Origin of the sequence: Sinomonas sp. ASV322, from assembly GCF_030908245.1 — a bacterium.
Lineage (GTDB): Bacteria > Actinomycetota > Actinomycetes > Actinomycetales > Micrococcaceae > Sinomonas.
In genome coordinates, this window is the sequence record NZ_JAVFJJ010000013.1 from 44,820 (window position 1) to 70,078 (window position 25,259).

The following is a 25,259-nucleotide window of genomic DNA, read 5'->3' on the forward strand; positions in this document are numbered from 1 at the left end:
GTCACCTCCCGCGGGTGCGGTAACGTCCAAGGGTCACCTCCCGCGGGTGACCCCCCCCCCGCTCAACCCACGGAACGTGACCCCTGAACGCGGGTCAACCCACGGAACGTGACCCCTGAACGCGGGTCAACCCACGGAACGTGACCCCTGAACGGGGGTGCGGGTCCGGTCCCACAGGGCCCGCAGCGACGCCGCGACCCGCTCGGGTTCGACGCGATGTGGGGGATCGAAATGATGCCGTCCCGCAAAGACCTCGAGGCGGAAATCGGGGAACACGCCCGCGAGCCGCTCGGCGATCTCGCCGTAGTCATCGGGGTTGGAGAGGGCACCGAGGGCGAAATAGACCGGCCTGTCGAACCGAGCGAGGGCATCGCGGTCGAGGTCGTAGGTTTCGAAGGTCCGGATGAACGCCCGAATCCCAGCCGGCCTGAGGGCCATCCACGGCGGCTGGTCGCCGCCTCGCACGGGTAGCCCGGCCGTCACACCAGGCCGGACGCCGAGCTTGACGAACTCGGCCATGAACTCGGCCGGCGGCAGCACGTCGAGCTCCCGGTACCGTTCCCATAGAGCCCGGTGGGCCGGGCTCCACCCCCAGCTCCCCGCCCACGCGGGCTCAAGGAGCGCGAGGCTTTCGAGCCGCGCGTGATGCTTCGCCGCGAACGCGAGCGCCGAAGCCCCGCCGCCCGAATAGCCGACGAGATGGAACGTGTCCCAGCCGTGTGCTTCGGCTTCGCGGAGCACGCCGTCGACCTCGGTATCGAGGCTGTAGTCCGGGGGCGGCGTGGGGCCCGCGTAGACCTCGAGGTCCTTGACAAGTGCCTCGACGCCGTCGCCAAGCGCTTCAACGAGCGCGCCGTACGCGAGAGCGGCTGGGAGAACGCTCCCGGGCAGGAGGACGGCACGATGTGGGCTGTTGCTCTCTCCATTCATTTCACCAGTGTCCGGCCGAGGCCGCGTGCGCCGCATCGCGCGTTCGCGCTATTCAGGGGCGACGACGCGCGATCCCTATCCCCCGACCGCGCCGGAAGCCATGATCGAAGCATGACGCCTGCGCTGCGCCTCGCCGAGTTCATCGCTGCCATCTCGCTCGCGACCGACCTCGGCATGGGCCAGCCTCTCGAACAGGGCCTCCGGACGTGCCTCGTGTCGCTCGAGCTCGCCGACGCCGCGCGGGTCGAGGAGCACGTCCGCCACGAGGTCTTCTACACGGCCCTCCTGCGCTTCCTTGGCTGCACGGCCAACGCGCACGAGACTGCGGCCGTCGGCGGAGATGACCTCGCCTTGCGCGCCGCAATTGCCCCCGTGCTCGGTGCAACGCCACCGGCTTTCCTCAAGGAAGTCCTCCCAGTGCTGGGTCGGGGTCTTCCGGCCGCGCGGCGCGCCGCGCTCGGGGCGAGCTTCCTCGCCACTGGTCCGGCCCGGATGCGTGGGGGCGTGCGCGCTCACTGCGAAGCGGCCGAAATGCTCGCGACCCGGCTCGGGCTCCCCGCGGCCACGCGCGCGGCGCTCGGCGCGGCCTTCGAGCAGTGGAACGGGCACGGCTTCCCTCAGGGGGTCCGGGGCGAATCCATCCCGCTCGCGGCCAGGATCGTGTTCATCGCGCGCGACGTCGAGGTCATCGCGCGGCTGCGCGGCGCCGACATCGCGCGCGCTGTGCTGCGCGAGCGCGCGGGGAGGTCGTACGACCCAGCGCTCGCGCGGGCGGCCCTCGGAAGCCTCGGCCAGCTTCTCGAGGCCGCGCGAACTGAGATGCCGTGGGACGTCGCCCTCCGGCGCGAACCGAAGCCCGTCGCCGAGATCCCCGCCGAGCAGATCGACGACGTCCTCGCCGTGTTCGCGGACTTCGCCGACCTCAAGGAGCCGGAACGGGCTGGCTTCTCGCGCGACATCGCGGCCCTCGCGGCGGAGGCAAGCCCGGACCACGCGCCGCTCCTACGGCGCACGGGCCTCGTGCAGGACCTTGGGCGCGTCGCCGTTCCGAACCGTCCGGACGGGGGCCGCGAGTGGTCCGCCGCCGATGACGAGCGGCTTCGGCTTCACCCGTACTACAGCGAGCGCATCCTGTCCCGGATCACGACGACGGCGCCGCTTGCCAGAATCGCGGGAATGCACCACGAGCGGGTGGACGGCTCGGGGTACTACCGGGGCGCCGCCGACGGCGAGATCCCCTGGGACGCGCGCGTGCTCGCGGCCGCGACGTCCTTCAGGGAGCTGCTCGCGGGCACCGCCACGGCGCCGTCGCTCGCCGCGGCAGCCGATACGCTCGCGGGCCTCGCACCCGAGAAGCTCGACGCCGACGCCGTCGACGCCGTCCTCGCTGCGGCAGGAGTTCGGGATCGCCGCACCCGCCCCGAGTGGCCTTCAGGGCTCACGGAACGAGAAGTCGACGTGCTGCGCCTCATCTGCCGGGGCGCCACGAAGAAGGACATGGCGGCGGCTCTCTTCATCGCGCCCAGCACGGCGGATCATCACATCCGGCACATCTATGCCAAGATCGGGGTCTCGTCGCGCGCCGCGGCGACGCTCTTCGCCGTCGAACGCGATCTCCTGTAGCGGCGGTGTCTCCCTGCAGAGCGGTGTTGGCCGCGGCAACCGGCCGCCGGTCTCCCCAGCTTCTGCGCCGGTCTCCCCAACTTCTGCGCTGCTCCGACCCGCAGCACTGCGCGTCGGGGGGCGTGAGGCGCGTCATCACAGGGCTAGGCGAGGTGTCCGGACACGAGCCGCGCGCCGACAGCTCCGGAAACTGGGGAGATCGGACATGAACCTGGGGAGATCGGTCGGCGAATCCCCGCGGCCGCGCGGATCAGGCGAGTTCGCGAGTGATGTCTTTCGAGCGCTCGGCGGCGGCACGCGCGCCGTCGGCGATGATGCCCGGCAGGCCGCGCTCGTCGAACGTCGCGATCGCACGCTCGGTCGTCCCGTTCGGGCTCGTGACCGCCCGGCGCAGCGCCGCAGGGTCGGCACCCGGCTCGGCGAGCATGTACCCCGCGCCGACGACCGTCTCTCGGGCCAAGATGAGCGAAAGCTCCGGGTCGAGCCCGAGCTGTGCGCCGGCGTCGGCCATCGCCTCCGCAAGGTAGAACGCGTAGGCCGGGCCCGAGCCGCTCACGGCGCTCACGGCGTCAACCTGTTCCTCGGGGACCTCGACGACGAGGCCGAGGTTCCCGAGGAGCTCCTTGACGTGGTCGATCTGGGCGCGGGTCGCGTTCGTCCCACCGGACACCGAGACGACGCCGCGGCCGACGCGCGCGGGCGTGTTCGGCATCGTGCGGATGACCGGCTGGCCCGCGGGGAGCGCGCGCTCGAGCTGCTCGATCGAGACCGCGGCGGCCACACTCACGACGACGGCGCCGTGCGGCAGAGACGGGCCGACCTCGGCCGCGAGGGCGGCCACGCCAGCGGGCTTGACGCCGAGGATGACGAGGGACGCGCCGCGCACGGCCTGCTGATTCGCGTCCGACTCCTCCCCCGTGGCCATGGCCGTCACGCCGTAGCGCTTGGCGAGCTCATCGGCACGCTCGGCGCGCCGCACAGTGGCCGTGACGTCTGTCTTCTGGATACCCGCGGCCAGAAGGCCGGCCAAGATGGCCTCGTTCATGGACCCGCAGCCAAGGAAGGCGATCTTGTTGCTCATGCCCCCATCCTGCCAGCCACGGGGCCGGGCGCGCATTCCCAGCTTCTTCCCATCGTGGACTGGGGATACTCCCAAGAATGCGACCTAGTGTTTTTGATACCTCACAGGGTGCGAGTGATGGAGCGGCCGCTTCCCCCAAGTGGCCGCACGGCGCTGGCAGCCGCGGATATTGGTCCCCCACCTTCCCGCCGCTGCCAGCGCCTTACTCATATCCGGCACTCGAATCCGGGACCAGTTCGGGACCGGACTCCCAGCCTTTTCCCAGCGTTATCCCGGCTTCGATTCAGGTACGCACGGGTATAGTCGTCTCACTCATTAGGTGCGAGTGATGGACCTTCCGATTCGTCGGAAGGTCCGAGCGCCGGACGAGCGCAGGAAACTCCCCCCCAATGTTTCCTGCGGAACTCGTCCGGCGCTTACCTTTTAAGCGCCGCCCCGGCGGGAACGCGTCGGCCGAAGGGCCTGAGCGCAGCTCCGCCGCGGCGACGTCGGGCCGGTCCCCTTGTCCGGCCGCACTCCGTGAGGACGAGCCCCGACGCGGCTATCGCGTGCGCTGCTCCGCAGCCGTCCACTCGGGCCGCGCGACGTGCCCGAGGTGTTCGCGCGCGAAGTCGAGCACGGCCGCGAGCATCTGCTCGCGCTCTCCCGCGGCCTTGGCCTTGCGGGTGCTCACCTCGGCGACGACGACGCCGTCGAACGCCGAATCCGCCAGGAATTGGAGGCACTCGGCCACACGCTGAGTGCCCTGCCCCGGGAGGAGGTGCTCATCGCGGAACGACCCGCCCGACCCGTCCGTGAGGTGGATGTGGCGCAGCGAATCGCCGAGCGCCTTGAGGGATTCGAGACTGTCTTCGCGAGCAGTCGCGGCATGGGAGAAGTCCCACGTGACGTCGCGGTAGCCCTGGCCTACCGGGTCCCAGTGCGGCAGGTAGGCGCGCGTCTCGCGCCCGCGCACCCGCCATGGGTACATGTTCTCGACAGCGATATGGACCTCGAACTCGTCGGAGAGGTCGCGGATGCCGATCGGGAATCCCTCCGCGTAGCCGCTCTGCCACCGGAACGGCGGGTGCACGACGACGGTGTCGCACCCCACGATCCGGGCCATCTCGCACGAACGCCGGACCTTGGTCCACGCGCCGCCCCACACCTGCTGGGTGAGCAGGAGGGTCGGGGCATGGATCGACACGATCGGCTGGTCGTAGCGCTCGGAAAGATGGATGAGGGCGTCGGGATCCTGGCTCGCGGAGTTGTTGGTCACCATGACCTCGACCCCGTCGTAGCCGAGATCGGCCGCGCACGCGAAGGCGTCGTGCACGCTGAGCGGATAGACGGACGCGCTCGACAGGCCGATCGGAACCTCGGGAACGGCCTTCGACTTCCGCCACTCGGGCACGACGCCGTCGATCATCGCGCGCTCCCCACCGGGTGCTGAAGCTCGATGCGCCGCCGTTCGCTCGCAATCGGCTTGATGTGCTCGGGCGGGGCCAGTGGGCCGTCGAACACGAGCTGATCGAGGCGCCGCAGGATGAGGCCCTCGCGGAGCGCCCACGGGCAAATCTCGAGCTCGTCGACCTCGAAGAGCTCCAGCGCGGCCTCGGCGACGAGGGCTCCCGCGAGGACTTGCAGGGCGCGCGCGTCGGAAACCCCCGGCAAGTGCACGCGGTCCGCCGCGGACATCGCCGAGATGCGCTGGGTCCACAGTCCCAGATCCGTGCGCTCGAGCACGCGCCGCACGTACGGGCCGGCTCCGCTCGGGGCCGCTCCGGCGATGCGCGCGAGCGAACGGAAGGTCTTCGACGTGCCGGTCACGAGCGTGGGCTTGCCGAGGCTTTCGAAGCTCCGCACCACAGGCTTGAGCGTCGAGCGGATGTACCGGCGCAGCTCCTTGACGCTCTTGGCGCTTGGCGGGTCCTCGGGCAGCCAGTCGCGCGTGAGCCGCTGTGCGCCGAGTGGCACGGACGCCGCGATGTCGGGGAGCGAATCGTTTCCCATGGCCATCTCGAACGATCCGCCGCCGATGTCGAGGGAGAGGATCCTCTCGCGCCCCCATCCGTACCAGCGACGTACCGCGAAGAACGTCATCGCGGCCTCTTCGCGGCCCGTGAGCTCCTGAAGAGTCACATTGGCTTCACGATGAATACGCTCGATGACCGCTTCGCCATTCCGCGCCTCGCGGATGGCCGACGTGCAGAACGCGAGCAGGTCCTCCGCCTCGTGGCGGCCCGCGAAGTCCCACGCCTCGAGCACGAAGTCGATGAGCTCGCGCTGGCCCGTCTCGCTGATGCTCCCGTCGTCGTCGAGGTGTTTGACGAGGGAGAGCGGCCGCTTGTGCGACGCGAAGGCCACAGGCTGTGCGCCGGGGTGGGCGTCCACCAAAAGAAGGTGCACGGTGTTCGAGCCGATGTCGAGGACGCCTAGACGCATGAGCCCATTATTCCCCGCTGGCCCCCGCCGATTGTCCTCCGGTCCCATTCATTTCGTCTGAGGTGGCAGGTCGGAAATCTCGAAGGACTGCCGCGACGTGCTCGGCGCTCAGCTCGAATCCGAAGGCCGCCCCGGGATTGAGCACGAGCCCGAGCTCCGTCCCCAGGTTCTGCAGGAGCACAGCACCCTGGGTCGTCACGACGGTGGGCGCATGGTCAAGAAAGCCCGGCCGGATCCGCGCTCTGTCCGTGAACGCCGCGACGAGGGGCTTGCCCTCGCCATTCGTGAGCACGAGAGGCTCCACGAATTCGGTTTCGCCCGGCACCGGCTCGGGAACCAGCAGGCACACAAGGCTGTTCAGGAACGCAAGAACGGATTTCTGCCCGTCGTCGTCCGTGCCCGACGCGGTGGCCGCCTCGAGCGCCTCCTCGAGCTGGTTGAGCGGCTTCGGGTCGAGGTGCGGAGCGAACGACGACGACGCGCCGCCTCCCGCGTTCTGCTCGGCGGCGCTCTCGGTCGGCTCGGCCCCCGCCTGCCCGGTCATTTCGCCCTCGCCTTCGCACGGGTGCCGCCGTTCGACGCGCGCCCGGCCGGCCGCTTGGCCGGACCCTTCGCGCGCTTCTCGGCGAGGAGCTCGATCGCGCGTTCGCGCGTGAGCTCCTCGATCGGGGTGGCGCGCGGAACCGTGATGTTCGTGACGCCGTCGGTGATGTACGGGCCGAAACGGCCCTCCTTCACGACGATCGGCTTGCCCGACTCTGGGTCGTCGCCGAACTCCGCGAGAGGCGCCGCGGCCGTGCGCCCGCCGCGCGTCTTGGGCTGCGCGTAGATCTTGAGCGCGTCCTCGAGGGTGATCGTGAAGATCTCCTCTTCGCTCCCGATGGAACGGGAATCCGTGCCCTTCTTGAGGTACGGGCCGAAGCGGCCGTTCTGGACCGTGATGACGTTGCCCTCGTCGTCCTTGCCGAGCGCCCTCGGGAGGCTCATGAGGTTGAGGGCGTCCTCGAGCGTGACCGTGTCGATCGTCATCGACTTGAAGAGCGACCCCGTGCGCGGCTTGACCTTGACGGGCTTCTTGGGCGGCTTGGGCTTGCCGTTCTTGTAGTACTCGACGGGCTGGGCCGCGAGCTGCTCGGGGGTCAGCTCGGGGATGACCTCGGTGACGTACGCGCCGTACCGGCCGTTCTTCGCGACCACGGTGTGGCCCGTGAGGGGATCCGCGCCGAGGACGCGCTCCTCGGGGCCCGCGCTCTCCATGAGCTCGCGCGCCTTGTCCGCCGTGAGCTCGTCAGGGGCGAGATCATCGGGGACATTCGCGCGCTCGGGCGCCGTGCCCTCGGGGGCTCCCGGCGGGAGGGGCTTCTCGAGGTACGGGCCGTACTTGCCGACGCGCAGGACGATGCCCGGCGCGATCTCGACCGAATTGACCTCGCGCGCGTCGATCTCGCCGAGGCCGTTGACGATCGTCGTGAGCCCGGGCTTGCCCTCGACCCCGAAGTAGAACGCGCTCAGCCACGCCGAGCCGGGCTGCTCGCCGGCCGCGATGCGGTCGAGGTCTTCCTCCATCTCAGCGGTGAAGTCGTAGTCGACGTAGTCGTGGAAGTACTCCTCCAGGAGACGCACCACGGAGAAGGCAATCCAGCTCGGCACGAGGGCGTTGCCGCGCGAGCGGACGTAGCCGCGGTCCATGATCGTGGAGATCGTCGCGGCGTAGGTCGACGGTCGGCCGATCCCGCGCTCCTCGAGCGTCTTGACGAGGGACGCCTCGGTGTACCGCGGGGGCGGGGAGGTCTGGTGCCCGTTTGGGGCGAGCTCGCGGACGTCGAGCCCTTGGCCCTTCGCGAGGACGGGGAGGCGCCCGCCGTCGTCGGCGCCGCTTCCCTTTCCGGCAGAGCCGTTCTCGGTGTCCTCGCGGACCTCGTCGCGGCCCTCCTCGTAGGCCGCGAGGAAGCCGCGGAACGTGATGACCGTCCCCGAGGCGGTGAACTCGGCGTCGCGGCCCGCAGCCGCTCCGCTCGTCGCGACGGCACCAAGGCGCACGGTCGCGGTCGAGCCCTTGGCGTCCTCCATCTGGGACGCCACGGTGCGCTTCCAGATGAGCTCATAGAGGCGGAACTCGTCGCCGCGGAGCTGGGTCGAGACCTGGGCCGGCGTACGGAACGAGTCGCCTGCGGGGCGGATGGCCTCGTGGGCCTCCTGGGCATTCTTGGCCTTCGACGCGTACACACGCGGCCGCGCCGGCACGAAGTCCGGGCCATACAGCTCCGAGGCCTGACGACGGGCCGCGCTCACGGCCTGATCGCTCAGCGCCGTCGAGTCCGTACGCATATAGGTGATGTAGCCGTTCTCGTACAGGCGCTGGGCAACCTGCATCGTGACTCGCGCCGAGAAGCGCAGCTTGCGCGCGGCCTCCTGTTGGAGCGTCGACGTCGTGAACGGTGCCGCCGGGCGCCGGGTGTAAGGCTTCTCCTCGACGGAACGGACCGCGAACGGGGCGGCCTCGAGGCCCTCCGCTAGCGCGCGGGCAGCGGCCTCGTCGAGCAGCACCGCGTTCTTCGTGGTGAGCTGGCCCCGGTCATTGAAGTCTCGTCCCGACGCGACCTTCTGGCCGTCCACGGCGGCGAGGCGGGCCTGGAAGCTCTGGCGCGCGTCGCCGTCGCCCGACCTTCCCTGCGTCAGAGGACCCTGAGGTGCCAGCGTCGCCATGAGGTCCCAGTAGTCGGCGGCGCGGAAAGCCATGCGCTCACGTTCGCGCTCGACGACGAGGCGAGTCGCGACTGACTGGACGCGGCCTGCCGAGAGGCCGCCCGCGACCTTGCGCCACAGCACAGGTGAAATCTCGTAGCCGTAGAGCCGGTCCAGCACGCGACGGGTCTCCTGCGCGTCGACGAGCGACTCGTCAACGTCGCGGAGCTCCGCCATGGCCCGCTGGATCGCTTCCTTCGTGATCTCGGGGAACGTGAGACGGTGCACGGGCACCTTGGGCTTGAGCACCTCGAGGAGGTGCCACGCGATGGCCTCGCCCTCGCGATCGCCATCGGTGGCGAGGAAGAGCTCGTCGGCGTCCTTGAGCTTCGCCTTGAGCTCGGCGACCTTCTTCCTCTTGTCGGGCGAGACGACGTAGTACGGCTCGAAGTTGTGCTCAATGTCTACCGCGAACTTGCCGAGGGAAGTCTTCTTGAGCTCCGCGGGAAGGTCCGACGGCTGCGGCAGGTCCCGGATGTGGCCCATCGACGCGTCGACCTCGAAGCCGTCGCCCAGATACTGGGCGATGGTCTTGCTCTTGGCCGGCGACTCCACGATCACGAGCTTCTTGCCGGATTTAGCCTTCGTGGCCACTCTTCTCCTTGAGGACAACAACGGGTGCTGGTCGGCCGGCATAGCGGGCCGACCGAAGGCGGGCGGTTCACAACCGCCGCGCAAGTCCATAGTTCACCATACGACGGCTCTGGGCATGCAACTTCCGCCCGCGCTCTGTGGATAACCCCGTCATCCGGGAAAACACGGCTCGGACCATCCCGCCCCCAACGCCCGGCGAGGGCAGGACAAGTAGGCCCCAGCCCTCACGCCGTCGACTCGAGCGGCCGCTCGTCGCCGTCGCTCTCGTGCCCGCCCTCGTGCTCGTGCTCGCGGGCCACGCTCGTGGTCCCATAGGCGGAGGCCGGGTAGCTCTTGGCTGCCGCAGCGGTCTTCGCCGAGGCGGAGCGGGAGGCTGGCCCGCGGCCCTCGTGCGCGACCTCGCGGACCTCGGGCAGCATGGACCACAGGACGTACATGCGCTCGGTCTCGGGCGGGGCGGCGCCCTCGCTGCTCTCCTCGGCCTCGGCCGAGGCCTGATCGAACTCGTCGAGGAGGTCCGACATGCGGCGCTTGAACTCGGCCCGCTGCTCAAGCGTGAGTTTGAGCACATTGCCGGAGACCATCATGACGGGCGACTCGTCCGGCTCTCCGCGCCGACGAGCGGCGTCGCGATGCTTGGCGTGGCTCGCGATGCGCTTGCGGAGCGAGTCGAGCTCCATGTCGACGATCGCGAGCCCCGGCGTCTGCCCGGTGGTCGCGGTGTCGAGATTGAGGTCGGTGCCAGCCGCCTTCCACCGCCGCTCGCGGCCGTCCCCGTCGTTGGGTGCATCGACGACGATGCCCCACTTCTTGAGCGCGCGCAGGTGATAGCTCATGGCGCTCGGCGTCAGTCCGGTGAACGCTGCGAGCTCGGTGGCTGTCCAGCTCTTCTGGCTCGAGTACAGCTCGTTGATCGCGGCGAGGCGGGCACCATGGGCGAGTGCCCGAATGGCCTTGGGGTCCGTGATCCGCACGGGGTTCTCGGTGCGGGGACTGCGCTTCTTGTCGGTCATGTGCTTCTTACGTTGTGGGGTGGGGCAGTAATTTACGCCACATCCCTCCAAGGATGTCAAACTATGCCTTCATAAGGAACCCGTCCTCCGTCAATTCCCGGATCTCTCGCAGCAAACCGTGCGAGAACTCCTCGTCGTCCCGGCCCAGGAGGGCCCCCAACGCCGCAGCAATCTGGCCGGCCGCGAGCTCGCCGTCGCACGCGGAGATGAAGCCAGCCTGCTCGGTGCTCAAAAGCGCCGTACGGCGGAAGCCTGCGCCCTGCCGCACCAGAACGACGCCCGGGTGTTCTGCGCCGGGGCGCTGATGACGTTCCTCGGTCACGTCGTCGGCGATCACGAGATGCACCGCCGCGAACTGGGACGGGCCAAGTGAATGGAGCCAGTCGGCTCGTTCGACGGCGGCCTGCCAATGCGGGCCGATCGGCTGTTCGATCGGATGCGTGAGGCTCTCGAATCTGTTCAGCCGGGCCTGGTCGGGCGCCGTCCGGCGGAACCACATCATCCCGAAGCCGATTCCCTCCGTGCCCCTCGACGCGAAATCGTCGAGGTAGGCAGCGTAGGACTTCGCATAGGCCTCGGGGTCCAGCTGCTCGGACGCGTCCTGAAGCCAGGTCTCGGCGTACTGCTCGGGGCCCACGAGCTCGCGCTGGAGGACCCACGCGTCGAGGCCCTCCGGCACCCACGAGCGCACCCGGTCATGCCACTCGCCGCCCGCGCGCACCTCCCAATTGCCGAGGAGCTGGGCCGTGCCGCCCTCGGCAAGCGCGTCCCAGAGGCTCGCCACGAGCCCAGCGACGAGCTGGTCGCCCGGGAGACCGGCGTCGCGGTACGTGAACTGGTCCTCGGCACTCTCGCCCTCCTCGCGGGGCGTGATGACGAACGGCGGATTCGACACGATGAAGTCGAACCGCTCGCCCGCGACCGGCTCGAGGAGGGAGCCGAGGCGGAGGTCGACGCGGTCATCGAGCTGCTCGGGGTCGAGGCCGAGCTGCCCGGCGTTCAGCACGAGGTTGAAACGCGTGAACGCGAGGGCGCGCTCGGAGACGTCGGTCGCGACGACACGACGCGCATGGCGGAGCAGGTGAAACGTCTGAATGCCGCAGCCGGTGCCGAGGTCGAGTGCCGTCCCGACGGGGCGCCGCGCGGTCGACTGGACGAGCGTCGTCGACGCGTGCCCGATCCCGAGCACGTGGTCCCTGCGCAGGATTCCGGGGCGCTGATGTGCCGCGAGATCGGACGCGACCCATAGCCGCACTTCGCCGTGGCCAGCCGCTTCGGCGTCGACCCATGCGTAGGGCCGCAGGTCCACCCGGGCCCGGAGCCGGGCGGGCTCCGTGCCCTCGCGCGCCGGGACTTCTTCCGCGAGCCCGAGCTCCACGAGTCCAGACGGCCCAATCGTCGGGAGGGCCGCGGCGACCGCGCCTTCGGGCTCGTCGCGCCCCAGGAGGAAGAGGCGCACGACGACGGCGAGCGCCGCGCGCCGGGCCGCACCGCCGTCGTCTGTCGGCTCGGCGGGCCTCGCCTCAGCAGCGAGCCTGGCCTCACCGGCGCGCCCTGCCTCAGCGGCGCGCCCTGCCTGAGCGGCGCGCCCTGCCTCAGCGGCGGCCCTGATGGCCCGCTCCGTCGCCACAAGGGCCGGGACGATCTGATCGCGCGAAAGGGCAGCGTGGGCCGCAGGACCCACAAGCTCCGCGACGTCGTCGACCGTGTAGCCGACCGCCTCGAAATCCGCGGCAAGGCGCCGCAGGAGCGCAAGGTCGCCGGCGCTGGGGACGTCGACGGCGGTCTCGTGGCCCATGGGCATTCCTCCTGGATCAAGGGGTACGGGTGCTGGATGCCACGCTATCGCGAGTGTCAGACACGGAAGCACCGGCAAGGAGCGCCCTGCGGAACGCCCCAGTGCTTGAATGTCTGCATGGGGGATTCCCGGCGCTCCTCGCATGGCACGGTGGCCATTGCCGTGCTCACGGGTGCGGCTCTGCTCCTCTCGGGGTGCGCATATGCCTACGATGCGGGGCCGAGGCCAAGCCCCAGCGCCACGCGGGAGACCCTCGGGAGCGCGGCATTCGGTCCTCTCCTTGATCGGCCGGCCGCCGAAAACTGGGCCGCTGCCGTGTTCGCTCGCGCGCGCGGTCTCGACCCCGGCGAGGGCGCCCACCACGGCGTCGGCACGCTGCGGGATTTGCCGGGCGAGGAGACCCTCAACGACGAGTTCTCCGTGCCCCCGGGCGACTACGCGCTGAGTGTCGCGTGCCGGGTGGCTGCCACGATCGTGGTGCGGGTCGCCGTCGATCGCCGACCGTGGTTCGCCGAGGCCGTGGAATGCGGCCAGCCGGTCCGGATTCCGTTCACAGTCGAGGCCGGACAAGGCGTATATCTGCGCTTCGACATGACGTCCGGAGTCCCGTCAAACGTGGCCTATCGCGTCGATCCCGAATGACCAGCCGGCCTCTGGCGCAAGCCCGTGTGCGGCGCCGCACGTCGCCTCTGGTACCGGCCCCTGTCCGGGCTGACAGGTCGCTGCATCTGGCGCCGGCCCCTGTCCGGGCTGATAGGTCGCTGCATCTGGCGCCGACCCCTGTCCGGGCGCATGCTCAGAAGGTAAGAAGTGCGCAAGGAGGTGAGCCATGCGCCGCTCGGCCGCGGCTCTCGTCGCCGCCCTCCTCATCGGCCCTCTGTCCGCGTGCGCCTATTCCTACGGTGACGGCCTGCCCCCGCTCGGAAGCCGCGCCACGCCGTCGTCCCCGCCTGCTCCAAGCGTGAGCCACCCGCAGTGGGACTCCCTTCCGCCGCCCTCCGGTCCCACCGAAGCCTCGCCCGAGAACTGGTCTCCGGACATGCTCTCCTCGTGGGCGGCAGCGGCTGTTCCGGACACGAGCGGCGTCTCGCTCGCGTTCGGCTACGGCATTGCGCTCTCCAACCAGCCCGTCGTGGCCATCGCGACGGTCCCGGCCGGAACCCTCGCCATCGAATACGCGTGTCGGGGCGCGGACACCGCTCGCCTCACCCTCTCGGTCGGGGGCACGGCGCTCGTGGATTCCAACTACGTGTGCGGGCGGCTCTGGGTGCGCGTGATCGTCATCGAAAAGGAATCGGTGGCCGAGGTGCGCTCGGCTCCGTCCGTGGCAGCGCCCGCGGCGTACGCCTTCCGCATCGTCAAGAAATGATGACGGCGTCCTTCGGGACGGCGCTCTCCGGGATGGCCTCGGCGTCGCCATCGCATCCGCCCGGACAGCGCAGCTCGTCGCCGCTTTCGGCGCAGGACGCGCAGAACAGCGTGAGCTCACGGCACGCGGGGTTTGCGCAATTGTGGAAGTCGCTCGTCGGGGCGTCGCAGCGGGCACACGAGCCGATCGTCGCGGAGGCGCCGCTGAATTCAAGGTGCATGCGGCGGTCGAAGACGTAGAGCGAGCCTTCCCAGAGGCCCTTGTCCCCGAACGCCTCGCCGTAGCGCACGATCCCGCCGTCGAGCTGGTAGACCTCTTGGAAGCCCCGGCTCCGCATGAGCGACGTGAGGACCTCACACCGGACGCCGCCCGTGCAGTACGTCACGACGGGCTTGTCCTTGAGCTCGTCATACACGCCCGACTCGAGTTCGCGGACGAAATCCCTCGTCGTCTCGACCTCGGGAACAATCGCTCCCTTGAAGCGGCCGATTTTGGCCTCGAACGCGTTCCGCCCATCGAAGAACACGACGTCGCCGCCCGCGGCACGCTTCGCGTCGACGAGCTCGTGGAGTGCCTCGGGGGTCAGCCGCGCGCCCCCGCCCACAACGCCGTCGTCACCGACCTCGAGCTCATCCGGTGCTCCGAAGGAGACGAGTTCGGGACGCACCTTGACGCTCAGGCGCGGGAAGTCCTCGGCCCCGCCTTCGGACCATTTGACGTCGATCCCACGGAAGCCCGGATACTCCTTGGTCGCCCGCACGTAGCGCTTGACGGCGCCGAGTTCACCGCCCACCGTCGCGTTGACACCGTGCCGGGAAATGATGATCCGTCCACGTAATCCGAGGCCCTCGCACAGGGTGCGCTGCCAGAGCCTGACGGCCTCCGGATCGGCCAGCGGAGTGAAGCAGTAGAAGAGGACGATTCGGTGCAAAGCCACGGATTCAAGGGTATCGCCAAGGCCGTCATGCCCCCCTTGGCGGCCGGGTTGCCGGGCGGTGACAGTTGAGTCACAAGGGTTATCAGAAACCCCGCGTACCGGTATGGTCGTGGCTATGGCAGAGGCACAGCTCAAGGAACTTTTGGCCATTTGGGTGGAGGGCTGGGCCTCGTCACGTCACTATCCAACCCAGACGATCGGCGGCTTTCCGGCGGCCCAGCTGCTCGACCGCAGCGGCGACTGGGTCGCGTTTGCGACCGATCCGACGGACGATGATTTCGCCCGGCTCGCGGAGTTCACGGCCGCCAGCCAGGACCGCATCCTGACCATCCTCACGGACGACCACCTGCGCTACCGGACGTTGGCCGAACGGCACGGCCTCTCCGTGCTCGGGGCCGACCAGGAGCTCATGGTGATGGACTTCGAGGGCAAGGATGTCGAGGAGCCCTGGCTCAACGACGACGAGCTCAAGCTCACGACCGAGATCGAGGAGCGCGCCGCGACCGTCACCGTCGCCACGCACGACGGCGACCTCGCCGCGAGTGGGCACGTCGCCGTCGCCGACGGCTTCGCAGTGTTCGACCGGATCGTGACCGAGCCGAACTTCCGGCGCCGCGGCCTCGGCTCGTTCGTCATGCGGGCGCTCACCGCGGCCGTGAGCGAGCACGGCGCCGATCAGGGGCTCCTCATCGCCTCGATCGACGGGCAGCACCTGTACCACCACCTCGGCTGGGGCGATGTCTCGGGCGTTCTCATGCTCAAGAACCCCCTGAACCCCGACGGTCCTTCGCTCAACGACTGACGAGCGGACGTCGGCCCGGCTCAGCCGGCAGCCTGTTCGGCTGGCAGAATGCTGGGGTGGCGCAGCACGATTCCCTCCTACCGCTCTTGGGGCGCAGTCCCCAGCCTGAGCAGCTCCGCCACGTCCGGCTCCTTCCCCCCCGTGAGGCTCGGACCATTCCGTGGCCCGAATGGGTGCACCCGGACCTCGTCGCCGCCTATGGACGCCTCGGCGTCGTTCGGCCGTACACGCATCAGGCCCAGGCGGCCACGCTCGCGCATGACGGCGCCCACGTCGTCGTCGCCACCGGGACAGCCTCCGGAAAGTCGCTCGCCTATCAGCTCCCCGCGCTCGACGCCGTGCACCGCGCCGAGCTGCGGGTCCTCGCCGAGCCGGGGCGCATCCACGACGACGGTGCCGTCACCCTGTATCTCTCCCCCACCAAGGCCCTCGCCGCGGATCAGCTTGCGGCCATCCGCGCCTTGGGCCTGCAGACCCTGCGTGCCGAAACGTACGACGGCGACACGGACCAGGCGGCGCGGCGCTGGATCCGCGACCACGCGAACGTGATCCTCGCCAACCCGGACATGCTGCATTTCGGGATCCTCCCGAACCACACGTGGTGGTCCGCGTTCTTCCGGCGATTGCGCTACGTCGTGATCGACGAGGCACACAGCTATCGCGGAGTATTCGGCTCGCATGTGGCGAACTTGCTCCGGCGGCTGAGGCGCGTGTGCTCGTACTACGGTTCCGAGCCCGTCTTCATCGCGGCGTCGGCGACCACTGCCGAGCCAGAGAGGTCCGTGTCGCGGCTCATCGGAGCGCCCGTCGTGGCCGTCACGGACGACGGATCGCCCCACGGCGCGACCGAGATCGCGTTCTGGGAGCCCGCGTTGACCGAGGCGCGCGGCGAGAACGGGGCGCCGCAGCGGAGGAGCGCCGTGGCCGAGGCGTCGGACCTGCTCGCGAACCTCGTCTCCGCGCATGTGCGCACGATCGCGTTCATCAAATCCAGACGCGGCGCGGAAGCCATCTCCTCGATCGCCCAGCGGCATCTCGACGAGGTGGATCCCGCCCTCGCGGGACGCGTCGCTGCCTACCGATCGGGATACCTCCCCGAGGAGAGGCGCGAGCTCGAGCGGAGGCTCCGAACCGGGGAACTGCTCGGCATCGCGAGCACGTCGGCGCTCGAGCTCGGCATCGACATCTCCGGCCTCGACGCCGTTCTCGTGGCCGGGTGGCCGGGGACCCGCGCGTCGTTGTTCCAGCAGATCGGGCGAGCCGGGCGGGCGGGCCAAGACGCCCTCGCCGCGTTCGTCGCGAGCGACGACCCCCTCGACACGTACCTCGTCAACCATCCCGAGGCAATCTTCGACGTCCAGGTCGAGGCCACGGTCTTCGACCCCTCGAATCCGTACGTTCTCGGGCCGCATCTGTGCGCCGCCGCGGCCGAGAAGCCGATCACGCCGGCCGACCTCGAGCTCTTCGGCCCGGCCGCGGAGGGAATCCTCGGACAGCTCGAGCGCCAGGGCCTCCTTCGACGCCGCGCCTCGGGCTGGTACTGGACGCACCCGGAAAGCGCCGCCGGGATGGTGAACCTGAGGTCCGGTGGCGGCGGGCCGGTGCAGATCATCGAGTCGGAGACCGGCCAGGTGCTCGGGTCGATGGACTCGCCGCAGACGCACTATCAGGCGCACGAAGGCGCGATCTACGTGCATCAGGGCGCGAGCTACCTCGTCGAGGAGCTCAACGAGGCGGAGCACTACGTGGCGGTGCGCCGGGTGAATCCCGACTACTACACGACCGCGCGCGACATCACACAGATCGAAATCCTCGCCGAGCAGCGCGCTGAGGCATGGGGGCCCGTGGGCGTGCACTTCGGCGAGGTCAAGGTCACAACGCAAGTGGTCTCCTTCCAGCGCAAGGCGCTCATCTCAAACGAGGTGCTCGGCGACGAGCCCCTCGAACTCGGGGCGCGTGACCTCTTCACGAAGGCCGTCTGGTTCACCATGGACGCGCGGAGCCTCTTCGCGGCAGGACTCATCGAGGCGCAGTTTCCCGGCGGCCTCCACGCGGCCGAGCACGCTGCGATCGGGCTTCTGCCCCTCGTCGCGTCGAGCGATCGCTGGGACGTGGGCGGCGTGTCGACCGCCCTCCACGCGGACACCGAGGAGCCGACGATCTTCGTCTACGACGGTCACCCTGGGGGGGCCGGCTTCGCGGAGCGGGGCTTCGAGCGGGCCCGCGAGTGGCTTTCCGCCACCAAGGCCGCGATCGAAGCGTGCGAGTGCCCCTCGGGCTGCCCGTCGTGCGTTCAGAGCCCTAAATGCGGCAACAAGAACAATCCCCTCGACAAGGCCTCCGCGATCCGGCTGCTCGGCGCGCTGCTCAAGGAGGCGGACCGGGCACGCACGGACGCTGGTCAGTCTCCGTGGTGAGCGGCGGGTGCTGCTGCGGGGTGAACTCCCTCGCGCGCGCCGGGCGCTCGCCCGAACGCGAGTGATGAGCTTCTTGATGCGTCACGACGGATTTCCCGCGCGGGCGCGGCCCTCGGCGGCGCCCAGACCCGCCGGGGCAGGAATCGTAACCACGATGCGGACGATCCTGCCGGGGCTCTCGACGTTGCACGAAACGAGTTCCGCACCGTTGAGGCGGGCGACTGACTCGGCTTTCGCGCACGCGGCCCCCGGGACGAGGCCGCGCTCGGCGTCGGCAGCCGCGAGGGCGGCGAGGTCCGCAGCCCGCGCAGACCTCGCCGCCGTCGCCAGCCCCTGAGAGACGAGGACGCCGGCACCGCAAGCGAAGACCACCACGAGCGCAAGGCCGAGCGCCAGAACCGTCCCGGCCCCGCGTTCGAGGTCATTGCCGCCCGGGGCGGGTATGTGTCCCGAGGCGGGTACCGGTCCCGAGGCCCGCGCGCCGCCCTCGGCCGCCACCCCATTCTCGGCAAGCACGCCAACCGCAGCAGGCGTCCCACTCCGACTTCGCGAGCCGCGCTGGCGCCGCTTGGCCGCCACCCCATTCCCGGTAGGCACGCCACGAACAGCAGGCGACCAGATCTGAGTGCACCGGCCGCGCTGGCGCCGCTTGGCCGCCACCCGGATTGCCGGCGTCATCTGCCAACCTCGAGGGGAAGGGCTGCGCTCGCCTCGGCGACGATCCCCGCCGCGGCGGCGAACGGCCCGGGCACGGGAAGCCGCACCCGGACGGTGACCTCACCGCCCACTGCAGCCACTTCGGGCGCTACGCCTTCGCCGGCCACGCGTCGCGCCGTGGCCACCACCACGTCCGGCGCCTCCCCGCGCGCGAGCTCCCGTGCAGCCGCCCGCACCGCCTCCTCAGCCCGCAGCTGAGTGATCCCGGCGGCCACCACTGTCAGGAGCACCCCGAGGAGAACGATCACCGCTGGAATGCCCACAGCAAACTCGGCTGTCACCGCTCCCCTGGACCCGACCCGGTCCGACGAGCGATGGCGCAGGCCACGGCCACATCCCCGGAGGTTGCACCGGACCAGACCGAGTCCCAAGCAGCGCAGGACGGACGCGCGGGGCCGCATCACGGGATGGCCAGCGCCGTGCGGACGATGTTCACGAGGAACCCGCGCACCTCGTCACTGCGCATGATGACGACCAGCAGCCCCGCGAAGGCCACCGCGGCAAGGGTTGCAATCGCATACTCGGCTGTTGCCATGCCGAGCTGTCCCTGGACGTTCCATCGAGGTCCACCGATCCCGAGGGCGGCAAGGACGCCCCGAACCGCAACCCGAAGCCGCAGAACGGCCCGCTTCCCCGAGACTGCCGTGTTCCCCGAGGCTGTCTTCTTCCCCGAGACTGCCTTCTTCCCCGAGACTGTCTTCTTCCCCGAGACCGCCGTGTTCCCCGAGACCGCGGTCTTCCCCGAGGCTGTCTTCTTCCCCGAGACTGCCGTGTTCCCCGAGGTAGAGCGACGCGCGTCCGCTTCGGTGCGGTCCGGTCGAGGCGATGTGGTGCGCTTCCGTCCCCCACGACTCCCGCCGCCCCGCGAGGTTCCCTCCCCGCCATCGGCAGGCCGAGTCGGCCGCTCGGCCTCCCCCGGCTGCCGCACCACGGGAGCCTTCGAAGCCCCGGGGTAAAGCTCGACGACGTCCATGAGCCGGTCTCCCGGCCCAGCGCGGAGACCGCCATCGTCGCTTACCGAAAGGTCCTTCGCTGGCGTCGGCTCCTCGTGCGGCATTCCTGCTGAATCGGCTGCCTCGGTAGGCACCTCGACCCCGCTCGTTGCTGTCGTGACCCCGCTCGTTGCTGTCATGGCCCCGCTCGTTGCTGTCATGGCTCCCCCTTTTCGTTGTCCGGCGCCGGTCGCTCCGGTGCCGTCCCCCGCCCGCCATGGCGGAAGCATGTGCTGCGCGATGTTCATCCCGAGCGCGTCATCATCCACCTCAGCCCGGCATCATCGAGATGAGCACCGGCACGACGCCGAGGCACAGGAACGCGGGCAGCGAACAGGTTCCGAGGGGAACGACGAGCCTGACGCCGAGGGCCGCGGCCCGCCTCTCAAGCTCACGGTGCCGCGCACGCCGGAGCAGTCGTGCGCGAGCCGAGATGAGCTGTGCCGAGGGCGCTCCGGTGGCCGCCGCGAATTGGAGCGACGCTCGAATCTCCGACACCTCGTCACCGATCTCATCGGGCGGCCAGGCGTGCTCCCACGAAACGCCGAGCTCAAGGGCCGCGGCCGCGCGGCCGACCGCACCATCCCCGAGGCCCGCCACCCGGGCCGCGATCCCAAGGGCCCGGGGCAGGGACGACCCGGCATCGAGCATCGCAGCAACAAGTTCGAGCACAAGGGCCGATCGCAAGACGCCGCCCGCGTCAGCGTCGTCATTGACGGTGGGCCCGCCCCCACCTCCGCGGCTCCCGCGCCCGAACCACCCGCGCCCGAACCACCCACCTCGGAAGCCCGCACATCGGGGGTCGCCGCCGAAGCGCCGTCCGATGCTGAGAGCACGGCCGTCCCGCTCTGTGCGTGCCCAGCCCGCCGGGAGCTTCCCCGCCGCGGATCCCCATACGAGCCACCACGCGCCGAACGCCGCCGCCCCGACGACGATCGCACCGAAGGCAGTCACCGGGCCACCCCCGCCGCCGCAACGAGCCGAGACGACCATGAGCGTCCGAGGACGGTCAGCAACGCGCCCGCACCGAGGCACGCGAGCCCGAGCGGCGTTTCGAGCAGGACCTTGAATGGATCGACGCCGATGAGCGTCCCGAGAGCAAGGCCGATCAAGGGCAGAACGCTGAGGATCTGCGTCGTCGTTTTGGGCCCGGCCAGAGCCGTCGCGCGCGCTGCAGCCGCATCCGCGTCGGCCTCGAGCTGGATCGAAAGCCGGTCGAACACGCCCGCAAGAGGGCAGCCCGAGGCCTCAGCGGCCTCGATGCACGCTGCCACTTCTTGCCACAGAACGGAGTGTCCGCGAGCGACGCGTTCGCGCCGTCCACCTCGTCCCGTCGCGCCGAAGGCTGCGGCCTCGCGGATAGCCTGCGCGATGGGCGCCCCGACGGCCGCCGCACGGGCGGCCGCCTCGAGAACCCTCCCGAAGGCGGGAGAGCTGGCCGACGCGGCCTGGCCCCACAGCTGTTCTGCGGTCCGCCCGGCCCGCAAGAGCGCGGCGAGCTGGGCCACCATGAGAGACGCCTCGTGGAGCCCCGTCGAGGACGTCGTGCGTTCCTGTCGAAGACGCCGGAGAAGTCCTCGGAGCACAGTCGGACCCCTCCGCTCGGACGGCGTGTGAAGCCAGGCGTCCCTGCGCCGCGGAGCTGTGAGGAGAGCCCCGACCCAGAGGAAGCAGAAAACGGCCAAAGCACCGATCATGGCCGTTTCCCTCCGGACGTTCCAGCGAGCCTCGCCGCGAGCGCCGCCCAGCCGGGGCCCCGGTCGAGCTGATCCGTTGAGACGTCTCGCATGAGCGCAGGCTCGATGTGAAGCCGCCCGTCGCGCTCGGCGACGGCACCGATGGTCGCAAGACGTCGACCTGCCGGGGTGCGCTCGAGATGGACCACGGCACCTATGGCGTGCGCGGCCTGGAGAGCCGTTGCCTCAGACGAGAGTCCCGCGAGGGCCCCGAGCGCCGCGAGCCGCGCCGCGACAGACTCCGCGGAATTCGCGTGGATCGTGCCCGCTCCGGAATGCCCCGTGTTGAGGGCTGCGAGCAGTTCCCGCACTTCGGCTCCACGGCATTCGCCAACGACGAGACGGTCTGGCCGCATGCGCAGGGCCTGACGCACAAGCTCGGCGAGATCGACGCCGCCGCTTCCCTCGACGTTGGAGTGCCGGACCTCGAGTCCTACGACGTGGCCGTGCTCGGGATTCAGCTCCGCGGCATCCTCGACGAGGACAACGCGTTCCGAGGGGGCCGAGAGGCCGAGGAGCGTGCTCAAGAGGGTCGTCTTCCCGGTTCCGGTCGCCCCGCTCACGAGGTAGCTGACCCTCCGCTCGACCAAGGCCTCGAGCACCGACCGTTGCTCGGCCATCACCATGCCGGACCGCTCGAGCTCCTCGAGGCTGAACACGCGCTCACGACGGATGCGCACGGAGATGAGCGGCCCGCTCGCCGAGACGGGAGGCAGCACAGCGTGGACGCGGTAGCCACCCGCGAGACGAACGTCGACGCACGGACAGCTGTCGTCGAGGCGCCGCCCGCCGGCAGCGACGAGGCGAACCGCGAGCGCCCTGATCGCTTCGTCCGAGCCGAAGCGCACTCCAGCCCGCTCGAGCCCGTTGCCGCGGTCCAGCCACACCTCCTCCGGGCCATTGACGAAGATGTCCGTCACGGACGGATCTTTCGCAATCGTCTGGAGAGGCCCGAGACCGCTCAGCTCCGCCGTGATCGCTTCTACTGCCGCGAGCGTCCCCGCGGTCCCCAAGAGCCTTCCGCTTTCGTTGACGGCCGCGGCGATGCGAGCGGGCGTGACCGGCCCGGGTTCGGACAAGACCCGCTGGCGGACGGTTTCGAGGAGTTCGGCATCGACGAGCCGCGCGGATCTCATCGCGTCCTCGCGAGCGGTGCCCGCCGAGCGCCAGATCCGGTCAGCTGCCCCTTCGCGGGCTCGCCGTCGGGAAGGGCGTCGAGGACTCCCAGCACCTCGTCCGCCATGCGGCGCACGGATCTGCGGCGCGCAAGGTCGAGGAGGCGCCCTGCATCGGCCGCGGCGGCGAGACCGCGGATGTCAGGGACACGCGCCGCGAGAGGCGCACCGACCGTCTCCGCCAGCCGTTCTGCATCGATTCCTTCGGCCAGACGCCCGCGCGCGAGAACGGCAGTCGGGACGGGCGGAAGCTCGTGGAGGATATGGGCGGCCGCGAGCGCCGCGCCCAGCCGGCCCGGCACGACGACGAGCAGCCGATCGCTCGCCCACGCAAAATCCTCGATGGCCTCGCGCCCCCGGCCCACGTCGACGAGAACCAGCTCGAACGCCCTCTGCGCCGCATCGAGAACGCCCGCGATCGCGGCCGACGGGAGGCTTGCGGCGCGCGGCGGCGCCGAGGGCCACGAAAGCGTCGCGAGGCCGCCGAGGCGTGGGAGCGAGACGTCGAGCTGGGAGGGGTTGATCTTCCCGCTCGCGGTCGCGAGATCTGGCCATGAGAGGCCCGAGGGCCGGTCGTCCGCGAGACAGAGCTCAAGACCGGGGCCTAGGCGGTCGCCATCGACGAGGACGGTGGCCCATCCTCGCGCGGACGCCGCCCCGGCGAGCAGCACCGCCGTCGTACTGGCCCCTGCACCGCCGCAGCCGCCCACGATCCCGAGAATCATGCCTTCGCCGGCGTGAGGCTGCCTTCGACCGAGGAAGTCCACAAGCCAGCCTGCAGCGTCGGGCAGTTCGGCGACGTGCTCGACCCCGAGGTCGGCGGCGCGCCGCCACAGGAGCTCGCGCGCGGACGAGCGCCCCACCAGGACGGTGTCCATGGCCCTGCGGGGAGGGACGTCGTCGATATCGGCGCCCAGAAGAAGCTGGCCGCCTGCGGCACGCCCGGCCGTCGCGAAGCTCGCTGCCGCCTCAAGCCGGACGCCGGCCACGGCCGCGACGCGCGCGCATTCCTCGAGCAGTGTGTCGTCGGCCGTCACGCAGAGGACGGGGGACTCGTCCGGCAGCCACGCGCCGGCCGTACGTCCCGCAGAGTCCTGTTCCTTGCCCATGCACCAACCCTGCCCGGCCGCGTGGGCTCACGGCGCCGGGCGAACGGCCCATGTGGACGACACTCGCCCGCGGACTGTGTGGAGGACCAATCCTGTCCGCTGGGCACGCAAGAATGTGGGAGTGCACGTCATCCTGGCCCCCGCTCCCGACGGGCGCGTCGTCCTTCGCCCGCTCGACGCGCGGGGCCGCAGGACCGGGCCGGACACCACCGTCGCGCGACCCGAGCTCGCCCGCGAGGCCCAACGCATCGAGGCGGCCGACCGCCCCCGCTGGGTGTGGCGGCGCGCGGCAGACTGGTACCCCGGGTTCCTCGCGGCGGGGGTGCGCCTCGAACGCTGCCACGACCTCACGCTGTGCGGGACCGCGCTCGAAGGCTCAGCGTTCGCGGCAACGACCGGGTACACGAGCGCGTTCGCGGCGCGAACGGAGGTCGCGGACCCTGCGGGTACGCTCCCCCAGCTCCCGCCCGCGGAAGGACAGGGTTTCCTCTTCGAGGACGCCCCCGACCACGGCCCCGGCGCTGATGACCTCGAACGAGAGCTCACGGCCCAGCTCGCCGCCATAGCCGGATCGAGCCAGCCCGGGCGCCTGCGCCTCCTCTGTGCGGCCGACTCGGCGGGGGCTCTCGTCGCGGCAGAGATGCAGGCCGCCGGCATTCCGTGGGACGCGGCGACCCACGAGGCCCTCCTCGCAGAGCAACTCGGGCCGCGCCCGCGCGGCCTCGAACGCCCCGCGCGCCTCGAAGAGAAGGCCAACGAGCTCCGCGACCTCCTCGGCGCCCCGAAGCTCAACCCGGATTCGCCCCAAGAGCTCATGCGCGCCCTCCACCGCGCGGGCATCGAGGCCCACACGACGCGCGCGTGGGAGCTCCGAGAATTCACGCACCCCGCGATCCAGCCCCTCCTCGAATACAAGAAGCTCGCGCGGCTCCTGGCGGCGAACGGCTGGGCCTGGCTCGACGCCTGGGTGCGCGACGGCCGGTTCCGGCCCGAGTACGTCGTCGCGGGGGTTGTGACGGGCCGCTGGGCATCGCGCGGCGGCGGAGCCCTACAGATCCCGAAGCAGGTCCGCGCGGCCGCACGCGCGCTGCCGGGCCACAAGCTCGTCGTCGCGGATGCGTCGCAGCTCGAACCGCGAGTCCTCGCGGCCCTCGCGCGGGACGACGCGATGGCGGCCGCCGCCGAAGACTCCGACCTCTACGCACGCATCGCCGCGGCGGGCTTCGGCGGCGACCGCGCCAAAGCGAAAGTCGCGCTCCTCGGCGCCATCTATGGGGCCACGACAGGCGAATCCGGCCGCCTCCTGCCGCAGCTCGCCAAGCTCTACCCGCGCGCCGTCGGCTACGTCGAGCAGGCAGCGCGCGACGGCGAGCGCGGGCTCACCGTGACCACCCACCTCGGCCGCAGCTCCCCACCCCCGTCGGAGCGCTGGCACCACCTGCAGCGGTCGACGACGGCGGAGGAGCAGCGCCGGGCCGACGCCGTCGCGCGGGACCGGGGGCGCTTCACGCGCAACTTCGTCGTGCAGGGGACCGCAGCCGAATGGGCCGAATGCTGGATGGCCGAGCTCCGCCTCCGCCTGCGCCGCCTCGCCGCGCGCGGGTTTCGCGGGGAGCTCGTCTACTTCCTCCACGACGAGGTCATGGTGCACGCCGAAGAATCCGTGGCCGAGGCGTGTGCCGACGCGATCCGGGACGCGGCCGCCGCCGCCCGTCGTCTCCTCTTCGGCCAGGCGCCCGTCGAATTCCCGGTGAGCATCGCCGTCGTCGACTCCTATGACCAGGCGAAATAGGCATG

Annotated in this window: 21 protein-coding genes and 1 pseudogene; 6 read left to right on the top strand and 16 right to left on the bottom strand. The window is 70.5% G+C overall.

Annotated features, from left to right (window positions below):
- Window positions 1-126 precede the first annotated feature (126 nt).
- The gene (locus RBS12_RS15765; protein WP_307967087.1) at window positions 127-930 is read right to left on the bottom strand and encodes an alpha/beta hydrolase; all 804 of its coding nucleotides are present in this window, start codon (window positions 928-930) and stop codon (window positions 127-129) included.
- Window positions 931-1,041: 111 nt separating this feature from the next.
- On the opposite strand from RBS12_RS15765, the gene RBS12_RS15770 reads away from it, so the two are divergent.
- A complete protein-coding gene (locus tag RBS12_RS15770; RefSeq protein ID WP_307967088.1) occupies window positions 1,042-2,553 on the top strand; it encodes an HD domain-containing phosphohydrolase in 1,512 nt (503 codons plus the stop codon).
- A gap of 250 nt (window positions 2,554-2,803) precedes the next feature.
- Here RBS12_RS15770 and proC read toward each other — a convergent pair whose 3' ends face one another.
- From proC to RBS12_RS15805, 7 genes are all read right to left on the bottom strand, one after another.
- Window positions 2,804-3,634: a pyrroline-5-carboxylate reductase gene (proC, locus tag RBS12_RS15775; RefSeq protein ID WP_307967089.1), complete on the bottom strand. Its 831-nt coding sequence runs from the start codon at window positions 3,632-3,634 to the stop codon at window positions 2,804-2,806.
- 541 nt (window positions 3,635-4,175) lie between these two features.
- On the bottom strand, window positions 4,176-5,042 hold the full coding sequence (locus RBS12_RS15780) for a sugar phosphate isomerase/epimerase (RefSeq protein ID WP_307967090.1): 867 nt from the start codon (window positions 5,040-5,042) through the stop codon (window positions 4,176-4,178).
- Entirely contained in the window at window positions 5,039-6,058 is a 1,020-nt protein-coding gene (locus RBS12_RS15785; RefSeq protein ID WP_307967091.1) for a Ppx/GppA family phosphatase, read from the bottom strand. Before RBS12_RS15785 ends, RBS12_RS15780 begins: the two co-directional genes overlap by 4 nt.
- A 7-nt stretch (window positions 6,059-6,065) precedes the next feature.
- On the bottom strand, window positions 6,066-6,602 hold the full coding sequence (locus RBS12_RS15790) for an SseB family protein (protein ID WP_307967092.1): 537 nt from the start codon (window positions 6,600-6,602) through the stop codon (window positions 6,066-6,068).
- Window positions 6,599-9,397, bottom strand: a complete 2,799-nt coding sequence (gene topA / locus RBS12_RS15795) for a type I DNA topoisomerase (protein ID WP_307967093.1) — start codon at window positions 9,395-9,397, stop codon at window positions 6,599-6,601. The genes RBS12_RS15790 and topA overlap by 4 nt, the downstream gene beginning before the upstream one ends.
- Before the next feature lie 224 nt (window positions 9,398-9,621).
- Window positions 9,622-10,410, bottom strand: a complete 789-nt coding sequence (locus RBS12_RS15800; RefSeq protein ID WP_307967094.1) for a MarR family transcriptional regulator — start codon at window positions 10,408-10,410, stop codon at window positions 9,622-9,624.
- 61 nt (window positions 10,411-10,471) lie between these two features.
- Window positions 10,472-12,208: a methyltransferase gene (locus RBS12_RS15805; RefSeq protein ID WP_307967095.1), complete on the bottom strand. Its 1,737-nt coding sequence runs from the start codon at window positions 12,206-12,208 to the stop codon at window positions 10,472-10,474.
- 117 nt (window positions 12,209-12,325) lie between these two features.
- On the opposite strand from RBS12_RS15805, the gene RBS12_RS15810 reads away from it, so the two are divergent.
- Entirely contained in the window at window positions 12,326-12,850 is a 525-nt protein-coding gene (locus RBS12_RS15810) for a hypothetical protein (RefSeq protein WP_307967096.1), read from the top strand.
- Window positions 12,851-13,037: 187 nt separating this feature from the next.
- Window positions 13,038-13,577: a hypothetical protein gene (locus RBS12_RS15815; RefSeq protein ID WP_307967097.1), complete on the top strand. Its 540-nt coding sequence runs from the start codon at window positions 13,038-13,040 to the stop codon at window positions 13,575-13,577.
- Here RBS12_RS15815 and RBS12_RS15820 read toward each other — a convergent pair.
- Complete coding sequence (locus RBS12_RS15820; RefSeq protein ID WP_307967098.1) at window positions 13,567-14,514, bottom strand: rhodanese-related sulfurtransferase; 948 nt, start codon at window positions 14,512-14,514, stop codon at window positions 13,567-13,569. The two genes, RBS12_RS15815 and RBS12_RS15820, sit on opposite strands and share 11 nt — an antisense overlap.
- Window positions 14,515-14,629: 115 nt before the next feature.
- Here RBS12_RS15820 and RBS12_RS15825 point away from each other — a divergent pair, with 115 nt between their 5' ends.
- Complete coding sequence (locus RBS12_RS15825) at window positions 14,630-15,316, top strand: GNAT family N-acetyltransferase (protein WP_307967099.1); 687 nt, start codon at window positions 14,630-14,632, stop codon at window positions 15,314-15,316.
- 56 nt (window positions 15,317-15,372) lie between these two features.
- The gene (locus RBS12_RS15830) at window positions 15,373-17,733 is read left to right on the top strand and encodes a DEAD/DEAH box helicase (protein ID WP_307967100.1); all 2,361 of its coding nucleotides are present in this window, start codon (window positions 15,373-15,375) and stop codon (window positions 17,731-17,733) included.
- 81 nt (window positions 17,734-17,814) lie between these two features.
- On the opposite strand, the gene RBS12_RS15835 is transcribed toward RBS12_RS15830, so the two are convergent.
- From RBS12_RS15835 to ssd, 7 genes and pseudogenes are all read right to left on the bottom strand, one after another.
- Window positions 17,815-18,249, bottom strand: a complete 435-nt coding sequence (locus tag RBS12_RS15835) for an Rv3654c family TadE-like protein (RefSeq protein WP_307967101.1) — start codon at window positions 18,247-18,249, stop codon at window positions 17,815-17,817.
- 158 nt (window positions 18,250-18,407) lie between these two features.
- Window positions 18,408-18,731 (bottom strand): TadE family type IV pilus minor pilin, encoded by a 324-nt coding sequence (locus tag RBS12_RS15840; RefSeq protein WP_307967102.1) that lies wholly within the window; start codon window positions 18,729-18,731, stop codon window positions 18,408-18,410.
- A 119-nt stretch (window positions 18,732-18,850) separates the two neighbouring features.
- Window positions 18,851-18,994, bottom strand: a pseudogene (locus RBS12_RS15845) (DUF4244 domain-containing protein); the annotation flags it as partial.
- 718 nt (window positions 18,995-19,712) lie between these two features.
- Window positions 19,713-20,396, bottom strand: a complete 684-nt coding sequence (locus RBS12_RS15850) for a type II secretion system F family protein (RefSeq protein WP_307967103.1) — start codon at window positions 20,394-20,396, stop codon at window positions 19,713-19,715.
- Window positions 20,393-21,028 (bottom strand): type II secretion system F family protein, encoded by a 636-nt coding sequence (locus RBS12_RS15855; protein ID WP_307967104.1) that lies wholly within the window; start codon window positions 21,026-21,028, stop codon window positions 20,393-20,395. The genes RBS12_RS15850 and RBS12_RS15855 overlap by 4 nt, the downstream gene beginning before the upstream one ends.
- Before the next feature lie 107 nt (window positions 21,029-21,135).
- A complete protein-coding gene (locus tag RBS12_RS15860) occupies window positions 21,136-22,314 on the bottom strand; it encodes a TadA family conjugal transfer-associated ATPase (protein ID WP_307967105.1) in 1,179 nt (392 codons plus the stop codon).
- The gene (gene ssd / locus RBS12_RS15865; RefSeq protein ID WP_307967107.1) at window positions 22,311-23,462 is read right to left on the bottom strand and encodes a septum site-determining protein Ssd; all 1,152 of its coding nucleotides are present in this window, start codon (window positions 23,460-23,462) and stop codon (window positions 22,311-22,313) included. Before ssd ends, RBS12_RS15860 begins: the two co-directional genes overlap by 4 nt.
- 121 nt (window positions 23,463-23,583) lie before the next feature.
- Between ssd and RBS12_RS15870 the strand changes: the two genes are divergently transcribed.
- The gene (locus tag RBS12_RS15870; protein ID WP_307967108.1) at window positions 23,584-25,254 is read left to right on the top strand and encodes a bifunctional 3'-5' exonuclease/DNA polymerase; all 1,671 of its coding nucleotides are present in this window, start codon (window positions 23,584-23,586) and stop codon (window positions 25,252-25,254) included.
- Window positions 25,255-25,259 lie beyond the last annotated feature (5 nt).

Coding starts and splice junctions, on each gene's coding strand:
- RBS12_RS15805 (WP_307967095.1), bottom strand. CDS start 12,208: ATGGGCCACGAGACCGCCGTCGACGTCCCCAGCGCCGGCGACCTTGCG.
- RBS12_RS15815 (WP_307967097.1), top strand. CDS start 13,038: ATGCGCCGCTCGGCCGCGGCTCTCGTCGCCGCCCTCCTCATCGGCCCT.
- RBS12_RS15765 (WP_307967087.1), bottom strand. CDS start 930: ATGAATGGAGAGAGCAACAGCCCACATCGTGCCGTCCTCCTGCCCGGG.
- RBS12_RS15790 (WP_307967092.1), bottom strand. CDS start 6,602: ATGACCGGGCAGGCGGGGGCCGAGCCGACCGAGAGCGCCGCCGAGCAG.
- RBS12_RS15785 (WP_307967091.1), bottom strand. CDS start 6,058: ATGCGTCTAGGCGTCCTCGACATCGGCTCGAACACCGTGCACCTTCTT.
- RBS12_RS15780 (WP_307967090.1), bottom strand. CDS start 5,042: ATGATCGACGGCGTCGTGCCCGAGTGGCGGAAGTCGAAGGCCGTTCCC.
- RBS12_RS15825 (WP_307967099.1), top strand. CDS start 14,630: ATGGCAGAGGCACAGCTCAAGGAACTTTTGGCCATTTGGGTGGAGGGC.
- RBS12_RS15860 (WP_307967105.1), bottom strand. CDS start 22,314: ATGAGATCCGCGCGGCTCGTCGATGCCGAACTCCTCGAAACCGTCCGC.
- ssd (WP_307967107.1), bottom strand. CDS start 23,462: ATGGGCAAGGAACAGGACTCTGCGGGACGTACGGCCGGCGCGTGGCTG.
- proC (WP_307967089.1), bottom strand. CDS start 3,634: ATGAGCAACAAGATCGCCTTCCTTGGCTGCGGGTCCATGAACGAGGCC.
- RBS12_RS15770 (WP_307967088.1), top strand. CDS start 1,042: ATGACGCCTGCGCTGCGCCTCGCCGAGTTCATCGCTGCCATCTCGCTC.
- RBS12_RS15800 (WP_307967094.1), bottom strand. CDS start 10,410: ATGACCGACAAGAAGCGCAGTCCCCGCACCGAGAACCCCGTGCGGATC.
- RBS12_RS15810 (WP_307967096.1), top strand. CDS start 12,326: ATGGGGGATTCCCGGCGCTCCTCGCATGGCACGGTGGCCATTGCCGTG.